15 protein-coding genes are annotated in these 17,073 nt (G+C 59.9%); 3 read left to right on the top strand and 12 right to left on the bottom strand.

What is annotated here, in order from left to right; genetic code table 11:
• Positions 1–163: 163 nt before the first annotated feature.
• Entirely contained in the window at positions 164–889 is a 726-nt protein-coding gene (locus KF841_13680; GenBank protein ID MBX3396408.1) for a PEP-CTERM sorting domain-containing protein, read from the bottom strand.
• Between the two features lie 332 nt (positions 890–1,221).
• Complete coding sequence (aroB, locus tag KF841_13675) at positions 1,222–2,316, bottom strand: 3-dehydroquinate synthase (GenBank protein MBX3396407.1); 1,095 nt, start codon at positions 2,314–2,316, stop codon at positions 1,222–1,224.
• Between the two features lie 140 nt (positions 2,317–2,456).
• Between aroB and KF841_13670 the strand changes: the two genes are divergently transcribed.
• Both KF841_13670 and KF841_13665 read left to right on the top strand, forming a co-directional pair.
• Positions 2,457–3,707: a sulfate adenylyltransferase gene (locus KF841_13670; protein ID MBX3396406.1), complete on the top strand. Its 1,251-nt coding sequence runs from the start codon at positions 2,457–2,459 to the stop codon at positions 3,705–3,707.
• 53 nt (positions 3,708–3,760) lie between these two features.
• Positions 3,761–4,321 carry a cysteine dioxygenase family protein gene (locus tag KF841_13665; protein ID MBX3396405.1) on the top strand — a complete coding sequence of 187 codons (561 nt, stop codon included), beginning with the start codon at positions 3,761–3,763 and terminating at the stop codon, positions 4,319–4,321.
• Positions 4,322–4,357: 36 nt separating this feature from the next.
• On the opposite strand, the gene KF841_13660 is transcribed toward KF841_13665, so the two are convergent.
• Entirely contained in the window at positions 4,358–5,695 is a 1,338-nt protein-coding gene (locus KF841_13660; protein MBX3396404.1) for a GGDEF domain-containing protein, read from the bottom strand.
• Positions 5,692–6,633, bottom strand: coding sequence for a hypothetical protein (locus tag KF841_13655; GenBank protein MBX3396403.1), 942 nt, complete (start codon positions 6,631–6,633; stop codon positions 5,692–5,694). Before KF841_13655 ends, KF841_13660 begins: the two co-directional genes overlap by 4 nt.
• Before the next feature lie 316 nt (positions 6,634–6,949).
• Here KF841_13655 and dacB point away from each other — a divergent pair, with 316 nt between their 5' ends.
• On the top strand, positions 6,950–8,515 hold the full coding sequence (gene dacB, locus KF841_13650) for a D-alanyl-D-alanine carboxypeptidase/D-alanyl-D-alanine-endopeptidase (GenBank protein ID MBX3396402.1): 1,566 nt from the start codon (positions 6,950–6,952) through the stop codon (positions 8,513–8,515).
• A gap of 48 nt (positions 8,516–8,563) precedes the next feature.
• Here dacB and KF841_13645 read toward each other — a convergent pair whose 3' ends face one another.
• From KF841_13645 to KF841_13610, 8 genes are all read right to left on the bottom strand, one after another.
• Complete coding sequence (locus KF841_13645; GenBank protein ID MBX3396401.1) at positions 8,564–9,571, bottom strand: aspartate-semialdehyde dehydrogenase; 1,008 nt, start codon at positions 9,569–9,571, stop codon at positions 8,564–8,566.
• A gap of 13 nt (positions 9,572–9,584) precedes the next feature.
• Positions 9,585–11,039 carry an MBOAT family protein gene (locus KF841_13640; GenBank protein ID MBX3396400.1) on the bottom strand — a complete coding sequence of 485 codons (1,455 nt, stop codon included), beginning with the start codon at positions 11,037–11,039 and terminating at the stop codon, positions 9,585–9,587.
• Positions 11,036–12,151 (bottom strand): hypothetical protein, encoded by a 1,116-nt coding sequence (locus tag KF841_13635; GenBank protein ID MBX3396399.1) that lies wholly within the window; start codon positions 12,149–12,151, stop codon positions 11,036–11,038. Before KF841_13635 ends, KF841_13640 begins: the two co-directional genes overlap by 4 nt.
• Positions 12,152–12,433: 282 nt before the next feature.
• The gene (locus KF841_13630) at positions 12,434–12,913 is read right to left on the bottom strand and encodes a hypothetical protein (protein MBX3396398.1); all 480 of its coding nucleotides are present in this window, start codon (positions 12,911–12,913) and stop codon (positions 12,434–12,436) included.
• Positions 12,914–12,969: 56 nt separating this feature from the next.
• A complete protein-coding gene (locus KF841_13625) occupies positions 12,970–13,836 on the bottom strand; it encodes a hypothetical protein (GenBank protein MBX3396397.1) in 867 nt (288 codons plus the stop codon).
• A gap of 39 nt (positions 13,837–13,875) precedes the next feature.
• A complete protein-coding gene (gene pyrE, locus KF841_13620; protein ID MBX3396396.1) occupies positions 13,876–14,409 on the bottom strand; it encodes an orotate phosphoribosyltransferase in 534 nt (177 codons plus the stop codon).
• On the bottom strand, positions 14,406–15,875 hold the full coding sequence (locus KF841_13615; protein MBX3396395.1) for an adenylosuccinate lyase: 1,470 nt from the start codon (positions 15,873–15,875) through the stop codon (positions 14,406–14,408). Before KF841_13615 ends, pyrE begins: the two co-directional genes overlap by 4 nt.
• Positions 15,876–15,931: 56 nt before the next feature.
• Positions 15,932–16,813, bottom strand: a complete 882-nt coding sequence (locus KF841_13610; protein ID MBX3396394.1) for a DUF1570 domain-containing protein — start codon at positions 16,811–16,813, stop codon at positions 15,932–15,934.
• Between the last annotated feature and the right edge of the window lie 260 nt (positions 16,814–17,073).

Genomic DNA, 17,073 nt, shown 5'->3' with positions numbered 1-17,073 from the left:
GCACGCCGGATTATCAGACGCCGAAGCCTTCGCGTAACATCAGGTCTCTAACGGGAGCTTCCCGAACATCGCATGAAAAAAGGCCCGGCGATTCCTCGCGCGAGCCTTCGAATTGGTGACTTGGTGAATCGCTGATGTGCGAACTGGTTTCGGGCCGGGCGTCTCAGATGGGCCGGCGCCGCCCCCGTCGGAGAATCAAGGCCGCGCCAACGATCAGGAGGCTGACGGTGCCCGGTTCCGGAACGATGATCTGGATTTCCTTCTTCTGAATGAACGAAGTCGTGCCGTTCTGGCTGGTGGTTTGCAGCGTATTGTTGAAGTTGAAGGCAACCTCGCGAACGCCCAGGCCGGTAAGATTGATGACAGTCTCGGCGACAAACGCCACGAAGCCGGTGCCGGGCAGCGTGTACGGTGCTGCGGGGTTGACAGTCAGAATACTGGTCTGCGTGCTGAGCAGGCCGGGGTCAATGTCGCTGAGCACCAGCAGACCGTTTATGGTCGCGGCGGTGGCCGCATTGCCGGAACCCAGTAGAGACGCATCGCCGATCTCACGAATTCGAATTTCTCCGAGAAACTGTCCGACGTCCGCCCGGATGCGCATCGTGAGCGTGCCGCTCGTCGTGTCAGCCGAGCCGCCCTGAGCAAATGAAACAAAAGTCGTCGGAGTGAACTTCAGCGTATTACCGATCCGAATCGGCATTCCATTTCCGTCGAAAAGCGGAATCAGGCCGGGATCCGTTACGCTGTTCTCCTTGACCTGGAGAAAGTCAACTTCACCCGGATTCATTCCGATGAAGTCGCCATACAAATAGGGCGCAGCTTTTGCCGTCGAGGCGGCCATCAACACCGCCACGCACAGAATAGATGCGCGTTTTAAACCCTTAAGCATCTGTTTCTTTTCCCCAGCCAACCTTCAGAGTTTCCCCAAGCGCGACTTTCCCCAAAAAACCAGTGTGCGCAATCACTCCGAACATGGCTCTTACGCTGCGTATCATATACCGAATCTGGGACCGAAATCAACGCGCAAGCCACATTCTTGTTCCAAATTATCGGGACCAATTTCGACCTAACCACCGCATTAATATGGACTTCTAAACGAAGATGGTGGAGCACCCCAATTCTCAACTTCGCCCCAACATCTTCGCCCCAACATCCATCATATTCGTTACAATCCCACCTCCCCCGGTGTGCGAAATTCCTCTGCGAAATACCGGCGTGGCGTCAGTCGATTCGGTCCAGGCTTTTGCTTAATTCATTGCTGCCGGGACAGTTATGCCAGCAGAGTTCCCCCAGTCGCCGAGGAAGGACGAATCGGATGCCCGACTGACCACGCTTTTTGTCGACTTCAAGGAACCCGGCAATCACGCCTCGGTTGAGCGCGGTTTTCACACGGAGGGTCAGCCCGAGCGCGCCTATCAAACGCTCGATTCGCTGACGAATTGCTTCATCGAATCCAACCCATCGCACCGCGAGATCCATCGCCACAATCAGGCCAAGTGACACCGCCTCGCCATGTCGCAGTTCGTAACCGCTCGCCACCTCAAGCGCGTGCCCCATTGTATGGCCCAGATTCAGTGCCGCGCGTCCGACACTCTCGACAGATCGCTCGCGCTCATCCGACGCCACGATTGCCGCCTTGGTCTCGCAATTGCGGCGAATCAATTCGATCGTGGTTGCCGAATCACGATTCCGAATCTGATCAACATGGCGCTCGTGCCACTGCACAAACTCATCGCCCTCGATGACGGCGTGTTTCACTGATTCCGCCAGAGCAGCCGTGAAGTCGCGATTAGCCAGCGTTGACAGACAATCGACATCGATAAGGACAAGTTCCGGCTGATGAAATGCTCCGATCAGGTTTTTTCCCGCCGCATGATTCACCGCGGTCTTGCCGCCGACTGCCGCGTCGAGATCCGCCTCAAGTGTCGTGGGAATCTGAATCAGCGGCACACCGCGCATCCACGTTGCGGCGACAAAACCCGTCACATCTCCGACGACCCCTCCGCCCAGCGCGATCACGGGCTCCCCACGTGCGTGTCGGCGTTCCGCGAGCCGGTCGTACAGGTCTCGCACCGAGTCCATGGACTTGGCCGCCTCGCCTGCCCGGATCGTGAAAATCGCCGAGTCGACACCGCATCGTGAGAGCGAATCCGCCAATCGAGCCGCGTAGAGCGGCCCCACGTTGGCGTCCGTCACAATGGACGCGCGAGTGCCCCGCGTCAGCGCGGTGAATTCATCACCGGCCCGATCGAGCAGGCCGGAGCCGATCCGAATCGGATATCCACAACTCGCCAGATTCACGTTTACAGTGATCAATGATGCACGTCACTCACAACGGCGTCTGACTGCCCGACCGATTTCCCGCGAGGTTGAATGATCCACCCCCGGCATCTAAGATGCGTCCCAATTATAACGAGGCTTGTTCGCGCCACATCAAATACACTGTGAGACGCCAGATGAGTGACCTGATCCCCGTACACGGCGGACTTTCGGCCCCGGTCAATCGAACCGTCGCCCTTGAACGAATGGCCGAATTCGAGAAGGAGGCTTCGAGCCTCGAAACCATCGCGGTGGACGACGCGGACCTATCCAGCGTCTACCGATTCGGCGACGGCGCATTGAGCCCGCTGACCGGACCAATGAGCAAAGACCAATGGCATCACAGCCTGGACACCGGCACGCTTGAGCATAACGGCGAATCCTACGCGTGGACCATCCCGATCTCCCTCCCGATTTACGCCGACCAGGCCGCCTCGCTTTCCGTCGGGCAGAAGGTTCAGTTGAAGAACGGACAAGGGCAACTCGTCGGGATGCTGACGATCGGCGACCTCTTCGACTACGAGAAAGCCAAGTACATCAAATCCGTCTATCGAACCGACCGGACCGACCACCCCGGCGGGCGCATGGTCATGACGGACCCTCGCGACGCGCTCGTCGGCGGCGAAATCGAGGTATTGCCCCAACCGAAGAATCCGAAATACGGGAAATACGTCCTGCGACCGGAAGAAACCCGGAAGCTCTTCGCCGCGAAGGGCTGGACCAAGGTCGTTGCTTTTCAGACGCGCAACCCGCTGCACCGCGCCCACGAGTATGCGCTGATTTACGGTCTCGAAACGCTGATACGGGATTGCGATACCGCCGGCGCCGTGCTGAACCCGCTGATCGGCGAGACCAAATCGGACGACGTGGACGCCGCGACGCGCATGGCCACGTATGAGGCACTGATCGAGCAGAACGCCCTTGGACAAGGTGACAAGGATGAGGCACTCTGGGCCGGCAAGTCCTACACACTGCACGACCGCGTCATACTCCTCGGCCTTGATATCAAGATGTTCTACGCCGGCCCGAGCGAGGCCGTCATGCACGGCATCTACCGACAGAACTACGGTTTCACCCACATCATCATCGGTCGAAAGCATGCCGATGCCCCTTATGATGACGGGAGCGACATCTGGGACGGGCTCGATGCCCAGCGCATCTACGATCAACTGCCCGGCAAGCTGGAGATTCAGCCGGTCAAGGTCGGATTTGCCGCTTTTTACGAAAGCGTCGGTCGTGTCGCCCTGGTTGAGCAGCATCCCAATGAAAAGCCGGTTTCGATTTCCGGCAGGCAGATTCGCGAGGAATTGCAGGCTGGAAAGCTGCCGGACCCGCGGATCATGCGACCCGAGACCGCCAGAATTCTGATCGAAAAAATGAAGAAGTGACGCCGCTCCGGCGGCGCCGGCGGCTGGCACGTGGTAGAATCTTCTGTGGTTGAATGCGGTGCGGACGTGGAGTCGCCAAGATGCTGAAGTTATCCGATTTTCTCGCCCGAATGGACTGCCATCCGCAGCGCGTGCCGCTCGATGAACTGACGTCGATGCTGGCGGAACTGTCGATCACGCTCAATGACGTGAAGGACTTCGTCAAGTTCGGCGGCGAGACCTATCGTCGCAACCTGATGCATGCCGGTCCGGGATACCATGCATTGATCCTCTGCTGGAAGAACGGCCAACGCAGTCCGATCCATGACCACCGAGGCTCAAGCTGCGGGGTGCGCATTCTCAAAGGCGTCGCGACGGAAACATACTTCAATAAGAGCGCCAACGGCCTTATTTACGCCGCCTCGTCGCGAGAACTGCACGAGGGCCAGGTGTGCGGTTCCCAGGATGCGGACATTCACCAGATATCGAATCTTCAACCGGGAAGTGCCGAACTGGTGACACTCCACGTCTATTCGCCTCCGCTCATGGTGATGGGAACGTACTCGCTGCTCGATCAGTCGGTCGGTGAATTTGCGGATCCGGTCTTCGAATTCTGCCACGGCGCCGGCATCTGAACGGGGCTGTCCGCCGCCCGGAGACGTACGGCCTGTTCAGGCCTTCTCAACCTCGATGCCGACATCCCCGCGGCCAACCACCCAGAATCGATTTTTCCCGGCGGCTTTCGCCTGAAGGAGTGCACGATCCGCCGCCTCAATCAGCCCCCGGGTCGTGGTCGCCTGCCAGGGGAAATGTGCGATTCCCCCGCTGATGGTCAGACATCCGACGGCGTCCGGCCCCAGCCTCGAAAAGGCGTGTCGCTGCAACGCGCTGCGGAAGCGATTCAGCACGTCAATCACGCCTTCGGGCGGCGCAGAGCCGACGGCTCTCGGCCCTTCTGGATCCCAGAATACGACCACGAATTCGTCACCACCGTGCCGAGCGACGAGGTCTGACTTTCGGCTGCATGATGCGAACAGCTTGCCGACCTCGATCAGAATTTCGTCGCCCGCATCGTGTCCGTACTGATCGTTGTATTTCTTGAAATCGTCGATGTCGAAGACGAGCAGGGTCACTGTCATTCGGTCACGGCGAGCGAGCGCGAGCTTTTCCTTCACGAATGCGAGCAACTGACGACGATTGGGCAGACCGGTCAGATCGTCGGTCAATGCCAGTTTGCGCCAGACTTCCGCCCGGCGCGCCCCCTCGAGCAACCGACCGAGCAACAAACCGTAATGCCGCAGCTTCTGTCGATCCGCATCCGAGTACTCCGAATCGTCCGCCTTCGGCCCGACGCGAATCTGTCCGCCGCGCTGCTCCCCTTCAACGATCGGCTCAACCAGCACGGCCGAATCGGACCGCGAACTTCCGCGTCCCGCACGCCCCATCTTCCCGTCGGAGGAAATCGTCGCCCAATCCGCATTGACTGCGACGGCCACCAGCGCCGCCATCGCCGACAATCGCTTTGGATCGTGCTTTGAAATGCGCGGCAGCAAATCCGCCAACCTGGCCAGCTCCTCCGGCGTCGGCATCGGCACGGCCACCGCGGCATCGGCCTCGGCCCGCTGGTGCATCGCGCGGGAAGCGACTCGCAGGGCACGTTCCAGCTCCAGCGGCTCGGGCGGAAAAATGATGTAATCGTCCACGCCAAAATCCAGCAGGCGGCGGCCGACGAATTCGTATACGGGCTCACAGCAGAAGATTACGGGAATCTTCGGCCCGGCCACGTTCTTGATGGCAGTGACGGCTGATTCAATATTCCGGCAGGTCCGATCGTGGCCGACAAGAATGGCCTGCGTCTTGGCGCGCGGAATTTCGGCGATGCCGGCGATGTAATTGCGTGTGCCGTGAATCGGCCGCGGCGCGAAACAGTCACGCATGATCGGTCCGAGTCGATCCAGATCGCCGATGATCAGGAGTCGCGAATCCCGCAGCGGTGGGCCGTCCGTCATCGTTCGACCTCCCCGCCATCCTCCTCGGTCAGATCGGCGTCCGTGCGCAGCAGGGCCTCGATTTCTTCGGGCGTGATCGCCACGTCCCGATCGACATCTGTCCGGTGCTCGGGTGCCGAACTGGAGGCACCACCGGAAAATGCCATCGACCCGGGCGGCAGTCGGCGACCGATCGGGTTCGGTTCGCCGCCCATCCTCCGGCGAACGGCCTCGTGCAACGGCATGCCGGCATCAGCGGATTCGGCCCCGCCGTCGGTGGACAGCCTTGAACGATCGAGTGGTCCCGAGTCCGCGTCTTGCGTCGACCGGGCATCCTCCGGCTGCTCCCCGGTGTCGGTGTCCGACCCGGAATCCGCGATGCGCGCGTCCGCCGGATGAAATGCGTCCTGCGGCGGCCATTCTGCCGATGCACCACCGTGAATCGATTCCTCCGATTCCGGATCGACATCCAAAGTTCGCGAACGATCAGCCGCGACATCAAACGCGTCGGCGACCTCGACATCCGTATCCAGCAATTCCTCGCCACTCCATTCGACGACTTCGCCTTCGTCTTCCACGTCCGCCTCAACGGCCGCTCGAATGCCCATCGCTTCGTCGGTGATGTCCTGCAAAGAAGCCGTCTGATAGCGCCCCTTCACGCCGTTCAGTCGATCGAGCGTCCCCGCAAAAACGGGAACAGTCACCTTCAGATCCGGAAAGTATCGCGGCGCGAGATTCAGGAACGACAATTCGCCGTCATCCAGAATACGAACGTCGACAAGCAGATGATTCGGCCTGTTTCCGGTGCAGAGCTGAGCCATCGCTGAATAGACGTCGGGCACCCATTCGATGGGCGCGCCATGGCTCATCATCAACTCGCCGGCGGAGCAGATTGCGTCGTCCTTGCCGTCAAAGATGATCAGGTACGACTGTCGGACTTGCACCGTAGGTTCGGACATCACACCCTCTACCGACGGAAATGAGAAGCGCCTCCCCAGGCTCCCTGCTTGAAACTGCGCCCGAGGATATCCGAACGCAGCGGATTTCACCACTGCGAGGCCGACACGAATCGGCCGGCGGGAGTGCGGACGGTGTCGGCAAAGCAGCCCAAGCCGCAGCGAGGGCGGGCTTCACCCGATCGTCACCAGTCGCCGATATTCAACGCAAGAGAACCGGGATGGGTTCGAATTCCAACCGCCCCAATCGACTCTAGGGATTCCGAAGCGACAAGTCAAAGACTTGCGACTCGGCCCGCATTCAGTGAAACTTCTCCGCATGAATCGCCAAGCCCGATATTTCGCGCCGTTTCGCGTTAGAATTCACAGCCCACGCCGCATCACGTGGTTCGCAGCCCTCGCTCTCGCCGGACTGATTGTGTCCACGGCGGTTCGGGCGCAGCCGCAGGCGCCGAAATCCACCTCCAGAATCGATCCGGCGGCGCTGTTGAAGGCGCGCCTCGATGCCATTCTGGCTGTGCAGCCGGGAGCGAAGGGACGGCTCAGCGCGCAGGTGATCGAGCTGGATTCGGGCGAAATCATTTACGCCAATCAGGCCACTGATCCGCTCATCCCGGCCAGCAATATGAAATTGCTCATGATGTCGGCAGCCGTCGATATGCTGGGAGTTGACTACAAGTATCAGACCGTGCTGGCGATTCGCGACGTGGATCTCGTCATTCTGGGGAGCGGCGATCCGACGCTGGGTGACGATCGCCTGGCAGTGGAGAGCGGCACGAGCATCACGAGCGTCCTTCACGAATGGGCCGCGTCGCTCAAGAAGGCAGGCATCAAGCAGATCCCCGGTAATATCGTGATCGATGACTCCGTGTTCGATCAACAGTTCACCCACCCGCAGTGGCCCGCCAACCAGTACCAGGCATGGTATGAAGCGCCCGTCGGCGGCCTCAATTTCGCGGAGAATTGCGTCAAAGCGTCCGTCACACCGACCGAACCGGGCAAGAAGGCCAAAGTACTGCTCGTCCCCGGCAACACTTATGTGAAAGTGAAAAACGACACGGTGACGGGCGGCAAGAACGGCCTCGTTGCATCGCGGCCGGCGGATTCAGACACGCTGATCGTTCGCGGCGGCGTATCGAAACCCGGCATCCTCGAGAAGGTGACCGTGCGCGATCCCGGTCTTTACTTCGGATCCGTCGTGCGGACCATTCTTGCCACCAACGGGATCAAAGTCGGCGGCGATGTTGTCCGCGAGAAGATCCGGCTTGAGGGCGGCCGCCTGCCGAAGGAGTGTCATATCGTTCACATCCATCGATCGCCTCTGGCCAACGCCTTGCGGCGCTGCGGCAAGGACAGTCGCGGGATGTTCGCCGAAGCGTTGCTCAAGACGCTCGGGGCGATTGATGGAGAAGTCGGGACGTGGGACTCCGGCCGGTCAATGGTTCATACGTTTCTCAGAAAGGTCGGGGCGCCGGCGAATCAGATCACGATCGACGACGGCAGCGGACTCTCCCGATACAATCGCCTGAGTGCAAATGCTGCGACACTGATCCTGAAGTACATCTACAAGAGCGGTCGGCCCGCGTTTGATCTGCTTAGAGATTCGCTGGCGATCCCCGGCGAAGAGGGCACCCTGAAGAAACGTTTGCGCGATCCTTCCACCCGCAACCGCGTTTTCGCAAAGACCGGCTACATCAACAATGTATGGACGCTCGCCGGCTTCCTGAAAACCGAGGATGAGAAGTGGCTCGCCTTCGCGATTTTCTATAACGCCGACAGTTCCATGCCCTCACCCAAGAGCAAAATGGACGACGCACTTCGGCTGCTCGTGAAATGGCCGGACATTCCTGGCCCGGCAGCGACCCAGCCGTCAACCAACCGGTAGATTTGCCCACGCCCAACGGAATGTATGGGACGTCCGGATGACAGCCGATCAATCCTCATTCGCAATCAGCTCGGCAATCTGCACTGCGTTGAGCGCGGCCCCCTTTCGAAGTTGATCGCCGCAGACGAACAGATCAATTCCGCGTCCGTCCGGCTGGCTCACATCCTCCCGAACTCGGCCGACAAGGCAATCGTCTTGACCGCTCGCATCGATCGGCATCGGGAATCGATTGCTGGCTCGATCATCGATGAGCCGCACCCCGGGGGCGGCAGCGAGAATCTGGCGGACGGATTCGACCGACATCGGCTTGTCGAATGTCAGGTTGATCGACTCGCTGTGGGCCCTCATCACCGGAACGCGTATGCAAGTCGCCGTGATGGCGATGTCCGGATCGCCGAAGATCTTTCGCGTCTCCTGAATCATTTTCGTCTCTTCGACGTTGTATCCGTCCGCTCCGATCGCCGTGTTATGACTGAACAGATTGAACGCGCATTGAACCGGGAACACGCTCGGCACGGGCGTTCGCCCGTCGAGCACGGCGCGCGATTGCTCCTGCAATTCGATCATCGCCTGCAAGCCGGCGCCACTCACCGCCTGATAGGTGCTGACGACCACCCGTCGCACACGATTGACACGATGCAGCGGCCAGACCGCCATGTTCATGATGATTGTCGAACAATTCGGATTGGCGATGATTCTGGCATTGCTGATGGCATGGGGATTGATCTCCGGCACGACGAGCGGCACGTTCGGATCCATGCGAAAGGCCGAGCTGTTGTCCACGACACGCACGCCGTTGTCCACTGCGATGGGGGCCCACTCGCGGCTGGCTGAAGCCCCCGCGCTGAAAAGCCCGATGTCCACGCCGCGGAAACTCTCCGGCGTGACCGCCTCGACAGCCAGTTCGCTGTCGCCGTATCGAACTCGCTTCCCCGCCGACCGTTCCGACGCAAGAAGGCGAACACGGTCGGCCGGGACGCCGCGGCTCGCGAGAATCTCGATAAACTCCTGCCCGACCGCGCCGGTCGCGCCGAGTATTGCAAACATGGCGTTCATGTCAGACTCCGGATCAAAACTGAAAATAGATGAAAGGGTGCGAATTTGCCGGGCTGAAGATCACAAGCAGAATGATCCATGTCGCATATCCAAATCCCGCCACCGGCGCGGGCAGCCTAAGCCGCGGACGGTCGCGCCGAACCCATTCCTCATAACAGTGCAAAATCGCAAGCAGCCCCAACAGCATGACCGAGGGCAGCTTGTTCATCAACCAGATCGGATCGGGCACCTCAGCCGGAATGAACAAATGCCGCATAAAGTACCAAGCGCGATTCAGGGCTGCCGCGGTCGATTCGCGTCCGAGTCCGTCCGCCAGGGTCATCGGCTGACACCTGAAGTACACCCAGGCGATATGCACGATCATGAGCGTCGCGGCCCAGTTGAACAGGCGACGTCCGGGCCCCGGGGCGGACTGCGTTCGTGAAGTGAACACGCGCATCAGAATCAGCGCCACACCATGAATGCCGCCCCAGATCACGAACGTCCAACTCGCGCCATGCCACAAACCGCCGAGCAGCATCGTGATGAGCAGATTGCGCGCCGTGATCCAGCGGCCGAGGCGAGAACCACCAAGCGGAATGTAAAGATAATCCCGCAGCCACGACGAGAGCGAAATGTGCCATCGTCTCCAGAATTCGGATAGGTTCACGGAGAGGTAAGGACTGGCAAAGTTCGGAGCGAAGTCATAACCCATCATGCGGGCGATTGCGATCGCCATGTCGGTGTAGCCGGAGAAATCGCAGTATATCTGGCCGCCGTAACAGAACATGGCCAGCCAGAGATCGCCGGTGCGGAATCGCATGGGATCGGAGAACACAGGATCGACGAACGTCGCGAGATGATCCGCAATCAGCAGTTTTTTGGTGAGACCAAACAGGAACAACACGATTCCCGATTCGATTCGCGGCCATTCGAATCGTTTCATCGACTGCAACTGCGGAAGGAACTCCCTCGCCTTGACGATCGGCCCCGCCACGAGTTGCGGAAAGAACGCGACAAACAAGGCAAATTCGACGAAGGAGCGCGTCGCACGAATCTCGCGTCGGTAAATATCGATCGTGTAGCTCAGCGTCTGAAATGTGTAGAAACTGATTCCCACCGGCAGAATGATTGACAAGGTCGATCGATTTGCCGGCAGGCCCATCGACGCCAACAAACTCTCCAAGGAGGACACGAAGAAATCGGCATACTTGAAAACCGCAAGCATCCCCAGATTCGAAACGAGTGAAAGCACCAGAAGCAGCTTTCGGCGCCCCCGGTCAGTCGCTGCATCCATGCCGATACCCGCGGCATAGTCAATCACCGTTGACGCGATGAGCAGCGACACAAGCCACGGATTCCACGCCATGTAAAACACGTAGCTCGCCACCAGCAGGAGCAGATGGCGCGCTCGGAGGGTCGGCAGGGCCCAATACAGCCCGAAGACGGGCCAAAAGAAAAAAGCGAATTGCCAACTCGAAAAAATCACGGCGTGCCGGCCTCGCTCTTCTCGCCGTGATCGGCCAGCGGCCCGATTCCGACGTCGGACGCGGGCCTCTCGTCCGCGAAGGCGAGCCGTTCGTCCGGTCGAATCAGGCCGAGCCGGATCGCGCGCTCCGCGATGCGACGACTGGCCCGGCGCGCGAGCGGGAGACCCATGTGCGATTCGTCCAAATAGTCCGCGTTTGTACGCGGTAAATCATGCGTCGATGCGCCGACGTAGGCCACGCCCGCCTGCAAGCAGCAGTCGAGAATCAGTTGCTCCAGAACGGGTTCCGCTTCGTGCCAACGCTCTTCGGTCCACGGGCTGTTCGGCAAGTACGCAACCACCACCGGAATGTCGTGATCAACAAACCACTGAAGCAACGCACGAAACCGCGACACCACTGGCGCGTGAACGTCGCAGACAGGTACGGTGGCGGCCGCGATCGACCGCAAATCGGCTGAAAGCTTCATCTCCAGGTCCGCCAGCCGCCGGCCGCTCAGCCACGGATGTTCGTATCCGTCCTCCGGACAGTCCCGCGATGCATGATGCCTCAATTCGACTGCCAGTTGGGCATGCTTGGGAAACAATGCGCCCGAGCGCTCCTGAAGCCACGATGCAATTTCGAAACGGCGATGAAACAGTGCCCAAGGCGAGGCCAGCCGCCGCTCAACGAAGTTGGCCAGAACCGTCGACGACCAGCCATCGTGAAACAGGTAGTCCGTAAGGTCGCGAAATTCAAACAAGTCGCGCGCGGCTGAGATCGGCTCCGCATCCGCCCGAATCTCGCTCGCATTGACGCCGAGTACGACGAGGCTGGGCCGGATCGAGGCAATCGTTCGCTCTGCCAGAATTTGCCATTCAGGAATTTTTGACCCGGGAATGCCAAAGTTGAACGCCTTGAGCCCGGTTGCCCGTTCGAACTCAGACGGCGCTAATCCGTACGCAGCACGCGACGATCCGAGCAATATCACTCTCGGCGCCGGATTCCGCGCGTGAACCGCCCGCGACTTGCGCGCGTAATGGTCAACGTAGTAACTATCCAGAGTGTCCCGCCCGAAACGCACAAGAACGTCTGCCAGAAGCAGGGTCGTGATCGCGATCGCGACCACGGTCATACGCCGTCTCGCATCGATTGGCACCGAGTTCCAATGCAAGGGACGCCTCAATCGGAAAGCGAATCGCGCGTTGCAGGCGCAGCCGTCTCGCGACGCCTTTCCGCTCCTCCTGATATCGGCGGAGACGGGTCTCCGATCCTGCTTCGCGAGATGCCAACGGCCGCTCACATCCTGCCGGGGGGACAACTCAAACGACAGAGCCGTGAGGACCGGCAGTATTTGCCGACCCGGATGGGATTGCATTGAAAAAGGTTGCGATCGGGACGAAATGTATGCGGCCGATCAGACATTGGGCAGATCGTCGGGTTGACGATCGTAATGACCGGCTTCGAGGTGCTTGTTGATTTCCGCGCGTATCATCGGCGCCTTGATACCCATCTCCGCCAAGGCGGCGCTGGCGACACTGCCATCCTCCCGGGCCAACGCGATCAACAGGTGCTCGCCGTTGACAACTTTGCTTTCCAGTTGACGCGCTTCTTCGATTGCTGAGGACATCACGTTTCGGAAATGCGGCGTTCCCGGCAGGCGGCCGAAGACCCAGGTGTCCTCGAGCGTCCCCTTGATCAGCCGATCGACCACACCTCGCGCCTTTGCGAGATCGACGCCGTGCTCGCGGAGAATGATTGCCGCCAGCGTGGTGCCCTCCTGCACGAGCGCAAGCAGCAGGTGTTCAGTCCCGACATAGTCCTGCTCATAATCGCGGGCGATCTCCTGCGAGAGCTTGATGATCCGCTCCAGACTTGGCGTGAGCTTTTCGAACATTGCCGCCACCCATTCGTCGCTTTTTTTCGGTGCGACGCGAACCGCCGTGGTGCGAGTTAGTCCGGCGTGTCCGCCTTAACTTCACGCGTCGCGGCGCCCTTTTCGCCCGATTGATCCACTCGGCTCTTAGCAAAGTTATAAGCCAGACTCAAAATCGCCACAAGCACCGTGAAACCCAACGTGATTCGCAGGATCTTCAATCGATTTGCGACCTCGCGATCTCGCCACTCCGCCAACCGCTGATCGATTTCATTCAATTTCAGGTCGATTCGCGCCTCGATTTCATCCAGTTTTACCTTGATGTAATCATCGGCCGCGCCACGCAGACGCTGGGCAATTCCGCCGACCACGCCGAGATCCTCAATCTGCCGCTTCAGTGACTGTCTGGACGCGGTTTCAATCGGAGGGACGGTTGGGCTGACGCCGGCCCCCGCATCCGAATCGGTGTGTTCGCCGTCGATTATTCGCGCGAGCCAGGATCCGACCACGCGCCGGCGTTTGCGATGAAATCTCGCCCAGAAACCGTCGCTCTGCTGCAAACGCTGAATCACCGACTCCGCCGAGTCCGACTCGCGCACCTCAACGTTTCGCAGGCGTGCCAGCGTCTCCAGCCCGCGTCGCGAGAGGGCGTCGTAATTGGTTTTGTCGATGGACCGGATTTCGAGAATGATCCGTTCCTTCGTTGCGTCGTCCGCCACGCTTCGACGTGCCCATCGAAGGACTTCCATGAGTCCATCGCGGTCGAGTGCGGCAATCAATTGTCTGCGCGCCGCCACGCGCCTGACGACCTCAACCGACGACAGGTCGTCCGAAAGCTCCAACCCGAGATCGCGCCCGTGACGAAGCAACTCGTCATGGGGCAGTTTCTCCAGCGCGGCGATTTCGTCATGGCCTGCATGGGATGGATCGTTCTGCGGAGTCATCGTACGTTCTCATTTCCGCTGCGGCATCGGATCGCCAGGCTAATACGCCGCACCCGGCAGCCGAAGGTCTTTGCCGGTCAGCAGCGCCGCAAATTCGTACCCCGCCCCGCGGATATTCTCCGCGGCTCCTTCGGCCCGGTCGACCACCGCCACGATTTTCTCCACGGTTGCACCAAATTCCGAGAGCATCCTGGCGGCTTCAAGCACCTGGCCACCTGTCGTCGCAATGTCCTCAACCAGCAGCACGCGGTCGCCGTTCTCGACGTGACCTTCGAACAATTTACCCATGCCGTAGTCTTTCCTGGAATTTCGCACGATCAGGAAAGGTAGACCCGAAGCCATCGACGCGGCGGCGGCCAGCGCTACCCCACCCAGTTCGGCGCCGGCAATTCGAGTTGTCCCCGCGCCCGCATGGGCAGCCAGCAAACGGCCGACCTCCGCCAGGATGTCCGGCTGCGTTTCAAAAAGGTACTTGTCGACATAAAAGGTGGAGCGACGGCCGGATCGCAGCACAAAATCCCCCTCGCGATAACTCGCCGCACGAATTCGCTCAGCCAATTCCACCTTCGTCATACGCTGATCTCCGGATCGCGCCGCCGCACGCCGTGGTGCCTCTTCAGCAGCGGAGTGATCGTTCTAGAGAGAAACTCGTCCACCTGCTTCGCCGCCAGTCCGACGAATGCATCCGGTCGCATCAGTTCACTAATCTTTACACCCGCGAACGCTTCGTCGCGCCGGAGGCGCGCCAACAGGTCGTTCGCCCGCCCTTTCAGTTTCACCTCCGCTGCCGCCGCCTGCGAATGAACGCGGATGCGCTCATGCAGCGCCTGTCTATCGCCGCCGGCCGCCGCCGCCGCCATGAGGATGTCCTCGGTCGCCATGAATGGAAGCTCTGCTTCGACATGCGCGGCTATGACCTGCGGATAAACAACAAAGCCGCGTGCCACTTGCACGACAATCTGCAAAATCCCGTCCGTGGCCAGGAACGCCTCCGGGATCAACAGTCGCTTGTTGCTCGAATCGTCCAGCGTTCGTTCGAGCCACTGTTCAGCCGCATTCTGAAAACCGGACTGCGCCAGGGAAATGACAAATCGCGCCAGGCCGGTTGCCCGCTCACAGAGCATGGGATTGCGCTTGTAGGCCATTGCCGAACTGCCGATCTGTGACTTGCCGAACGGCTCCTCCATTTCCTTCAGGTTTGCAAGCAATCGAAGATCATTGGCGAATTTGTGCGCGCCGGCGGCGATGTTAGCCAATGCCGATACCACGTGTGCATCGATCTTGCGCGAATAAGTCTGCCCGACAACCGGCTCGCATTCATCGAAGCCGAGCTTCGCTGCGACCAGCCTTTCAAGCTTCCGCACCTTGGCTGCATTGCCTTTCATCAGCGCGAGGAAACTCGCCTGCGTTCCCGTCGCGCCGCGAATGCCGCGAAATCGAAGCGTGCGAATACGGCCGTCGATTTCCTCCAGATCACGTGCAAAATCCACGCACCAGAGACTGACGCGCTTTCCAACGGTTGTCAGTTGCGCCGGCTGATAATGGGTGAATCCGAGACACGGCAGATCGCGGAATTCCTTCGCGCGGCGGGCAAGTGCCTCGACCGCGCTGACCAGCCACTCGCGGATGACGCCCATCGCCTCGCGCATCAGAATGAGGTCGGCATTATCGACGATGTCCATGCTCGTCGCGCCCAGATGCAATATGCCGCGTGCATCCGGAGCGACATCACCGTAGGCATGCAGATGCGCCATCACATCATGCCGCAACCTCACTTCATGTTCACGCGCGGATGCCAGATTGATGTCATCCAGCGCTCCGCGCAGGGACCGCAGCTGGCTGGAAGTGATCGGCAGGCCCAGTTCGTGCTGTGATTCGGCCAATGCGAGCCAGATTCGACGCCAAGTCAGCGCTCGCCGACGCATCGAAAAAAGCTCCGCCATTTCTCGCGACGCATTGCGACCCACTAGCGGACTTTGATAGACATCCGCTGATGCCGCGTCGAATGATACTGTTTTTCGAGTACGGGTCGTTTTCATTTGGTTCGGCGCCGTGCAGCCCGATCGTGCCATCCCGACATGACGCACGCCGGCTTTCAGAACTCGCGCAGGTCCAGCAGTTTTCGCAGAAAGGCTCGATAGTCCGTCTCAAAACCCTCGAGATCCTCCGTGATGTAGGCTCGGAAGATCGCTTCACCCCGGCTCATCTCGCCTTCGGAATCTGCCGCCATGAATGCGTTGGCCTTGCGGTTCATCGCCTCCGTGCCCAACTCCGTCAACAGAAGACGGAAACCGGGGGAGTATCTGTTGGTCCGGGGCGAATCCAGAAGATACATGACGAGCGACCACTCCTGCGCATAATAGCTGCGGACGTGACTTGCGTGCTGCTGGACTGCAATCCCCGCATGGGTGCCGAGAATTTCCTTCAGCGGAATGAGTGAATCGTTGACAAGCGCCTCGCGCATCGCCGGGCTGCGCAGCGTGTTGTTCCGCGGATTGAAGCTCGGCCGGTTGTATTGATCGAGTTCAAATGCCTCGAAGTAGCAGGCGAGTCCTTCGTTGATCCACGCCGGAATCTGGCTGCGGCCCGTCACTTCGAGGTACTGATGCAGGCCTTCATGTGCCAGAATCGACAATGTGGCGGCCTGAGTCGTGAAAAACGAGACCGTCACTCCCCGTTCCGAATAGCCGCCACGTCGAATCTGCTTGTAGGTTGCGGCGCGAGGACCGGTAAACTCAACCGTGAACCGCTCCCATTCAGGGCGTCGCAGAAACAAGTAGGACTTCATCGGCTCCGACAGTTCAACCTCGGTCGGCAGTAGCTCGCGATATGCGCTGAAGCACGCCTCCATGAACACCGGCAATGCTTCGAGGAACGGCTTTCGCTTGATGCAGGTGGTGTAGAGCTCGTAGTGAGCGGACGTGAGCTTCTGTCCGGAAACGCCTTTGTACGTCCAATCCTCGGTTGAATATGTCACCGGTTCCGGAGCCGGCTGTAACGATTGACACCCGGCGAACGTCCAAATGACGAAACACAGGATGATCGCGGGCGAGGGAAGCGAATTGCCCGGCCCCGATAATGACCGATTGTGAGTTTGTTTGAACATGATTCGGAATGCTAATTGGAAACCGGCCAGCGCAAAAGGGAGTTGCCGCGACAAGCGCCGTGCGACTCGCTCCGGCCTGACTCGGTCCAGGCGAGAGCCACGGCTCGTTCGACTCATAGCGCCCATTTCCC

The organism is Phycisphaerae bacterium (genome assembly GCA_019636475.1).
Taxonomy (GTDB): Bacteria; Planctomycetota; Phycisphaerae; order UBA1845; family UTPLA1; genus JADJRI01.
The sequence above is the reverse complement of the archived record's forward strand: the minus strand, read 5'-3'. Positions and strand labels throughout refer to the sequence as shown.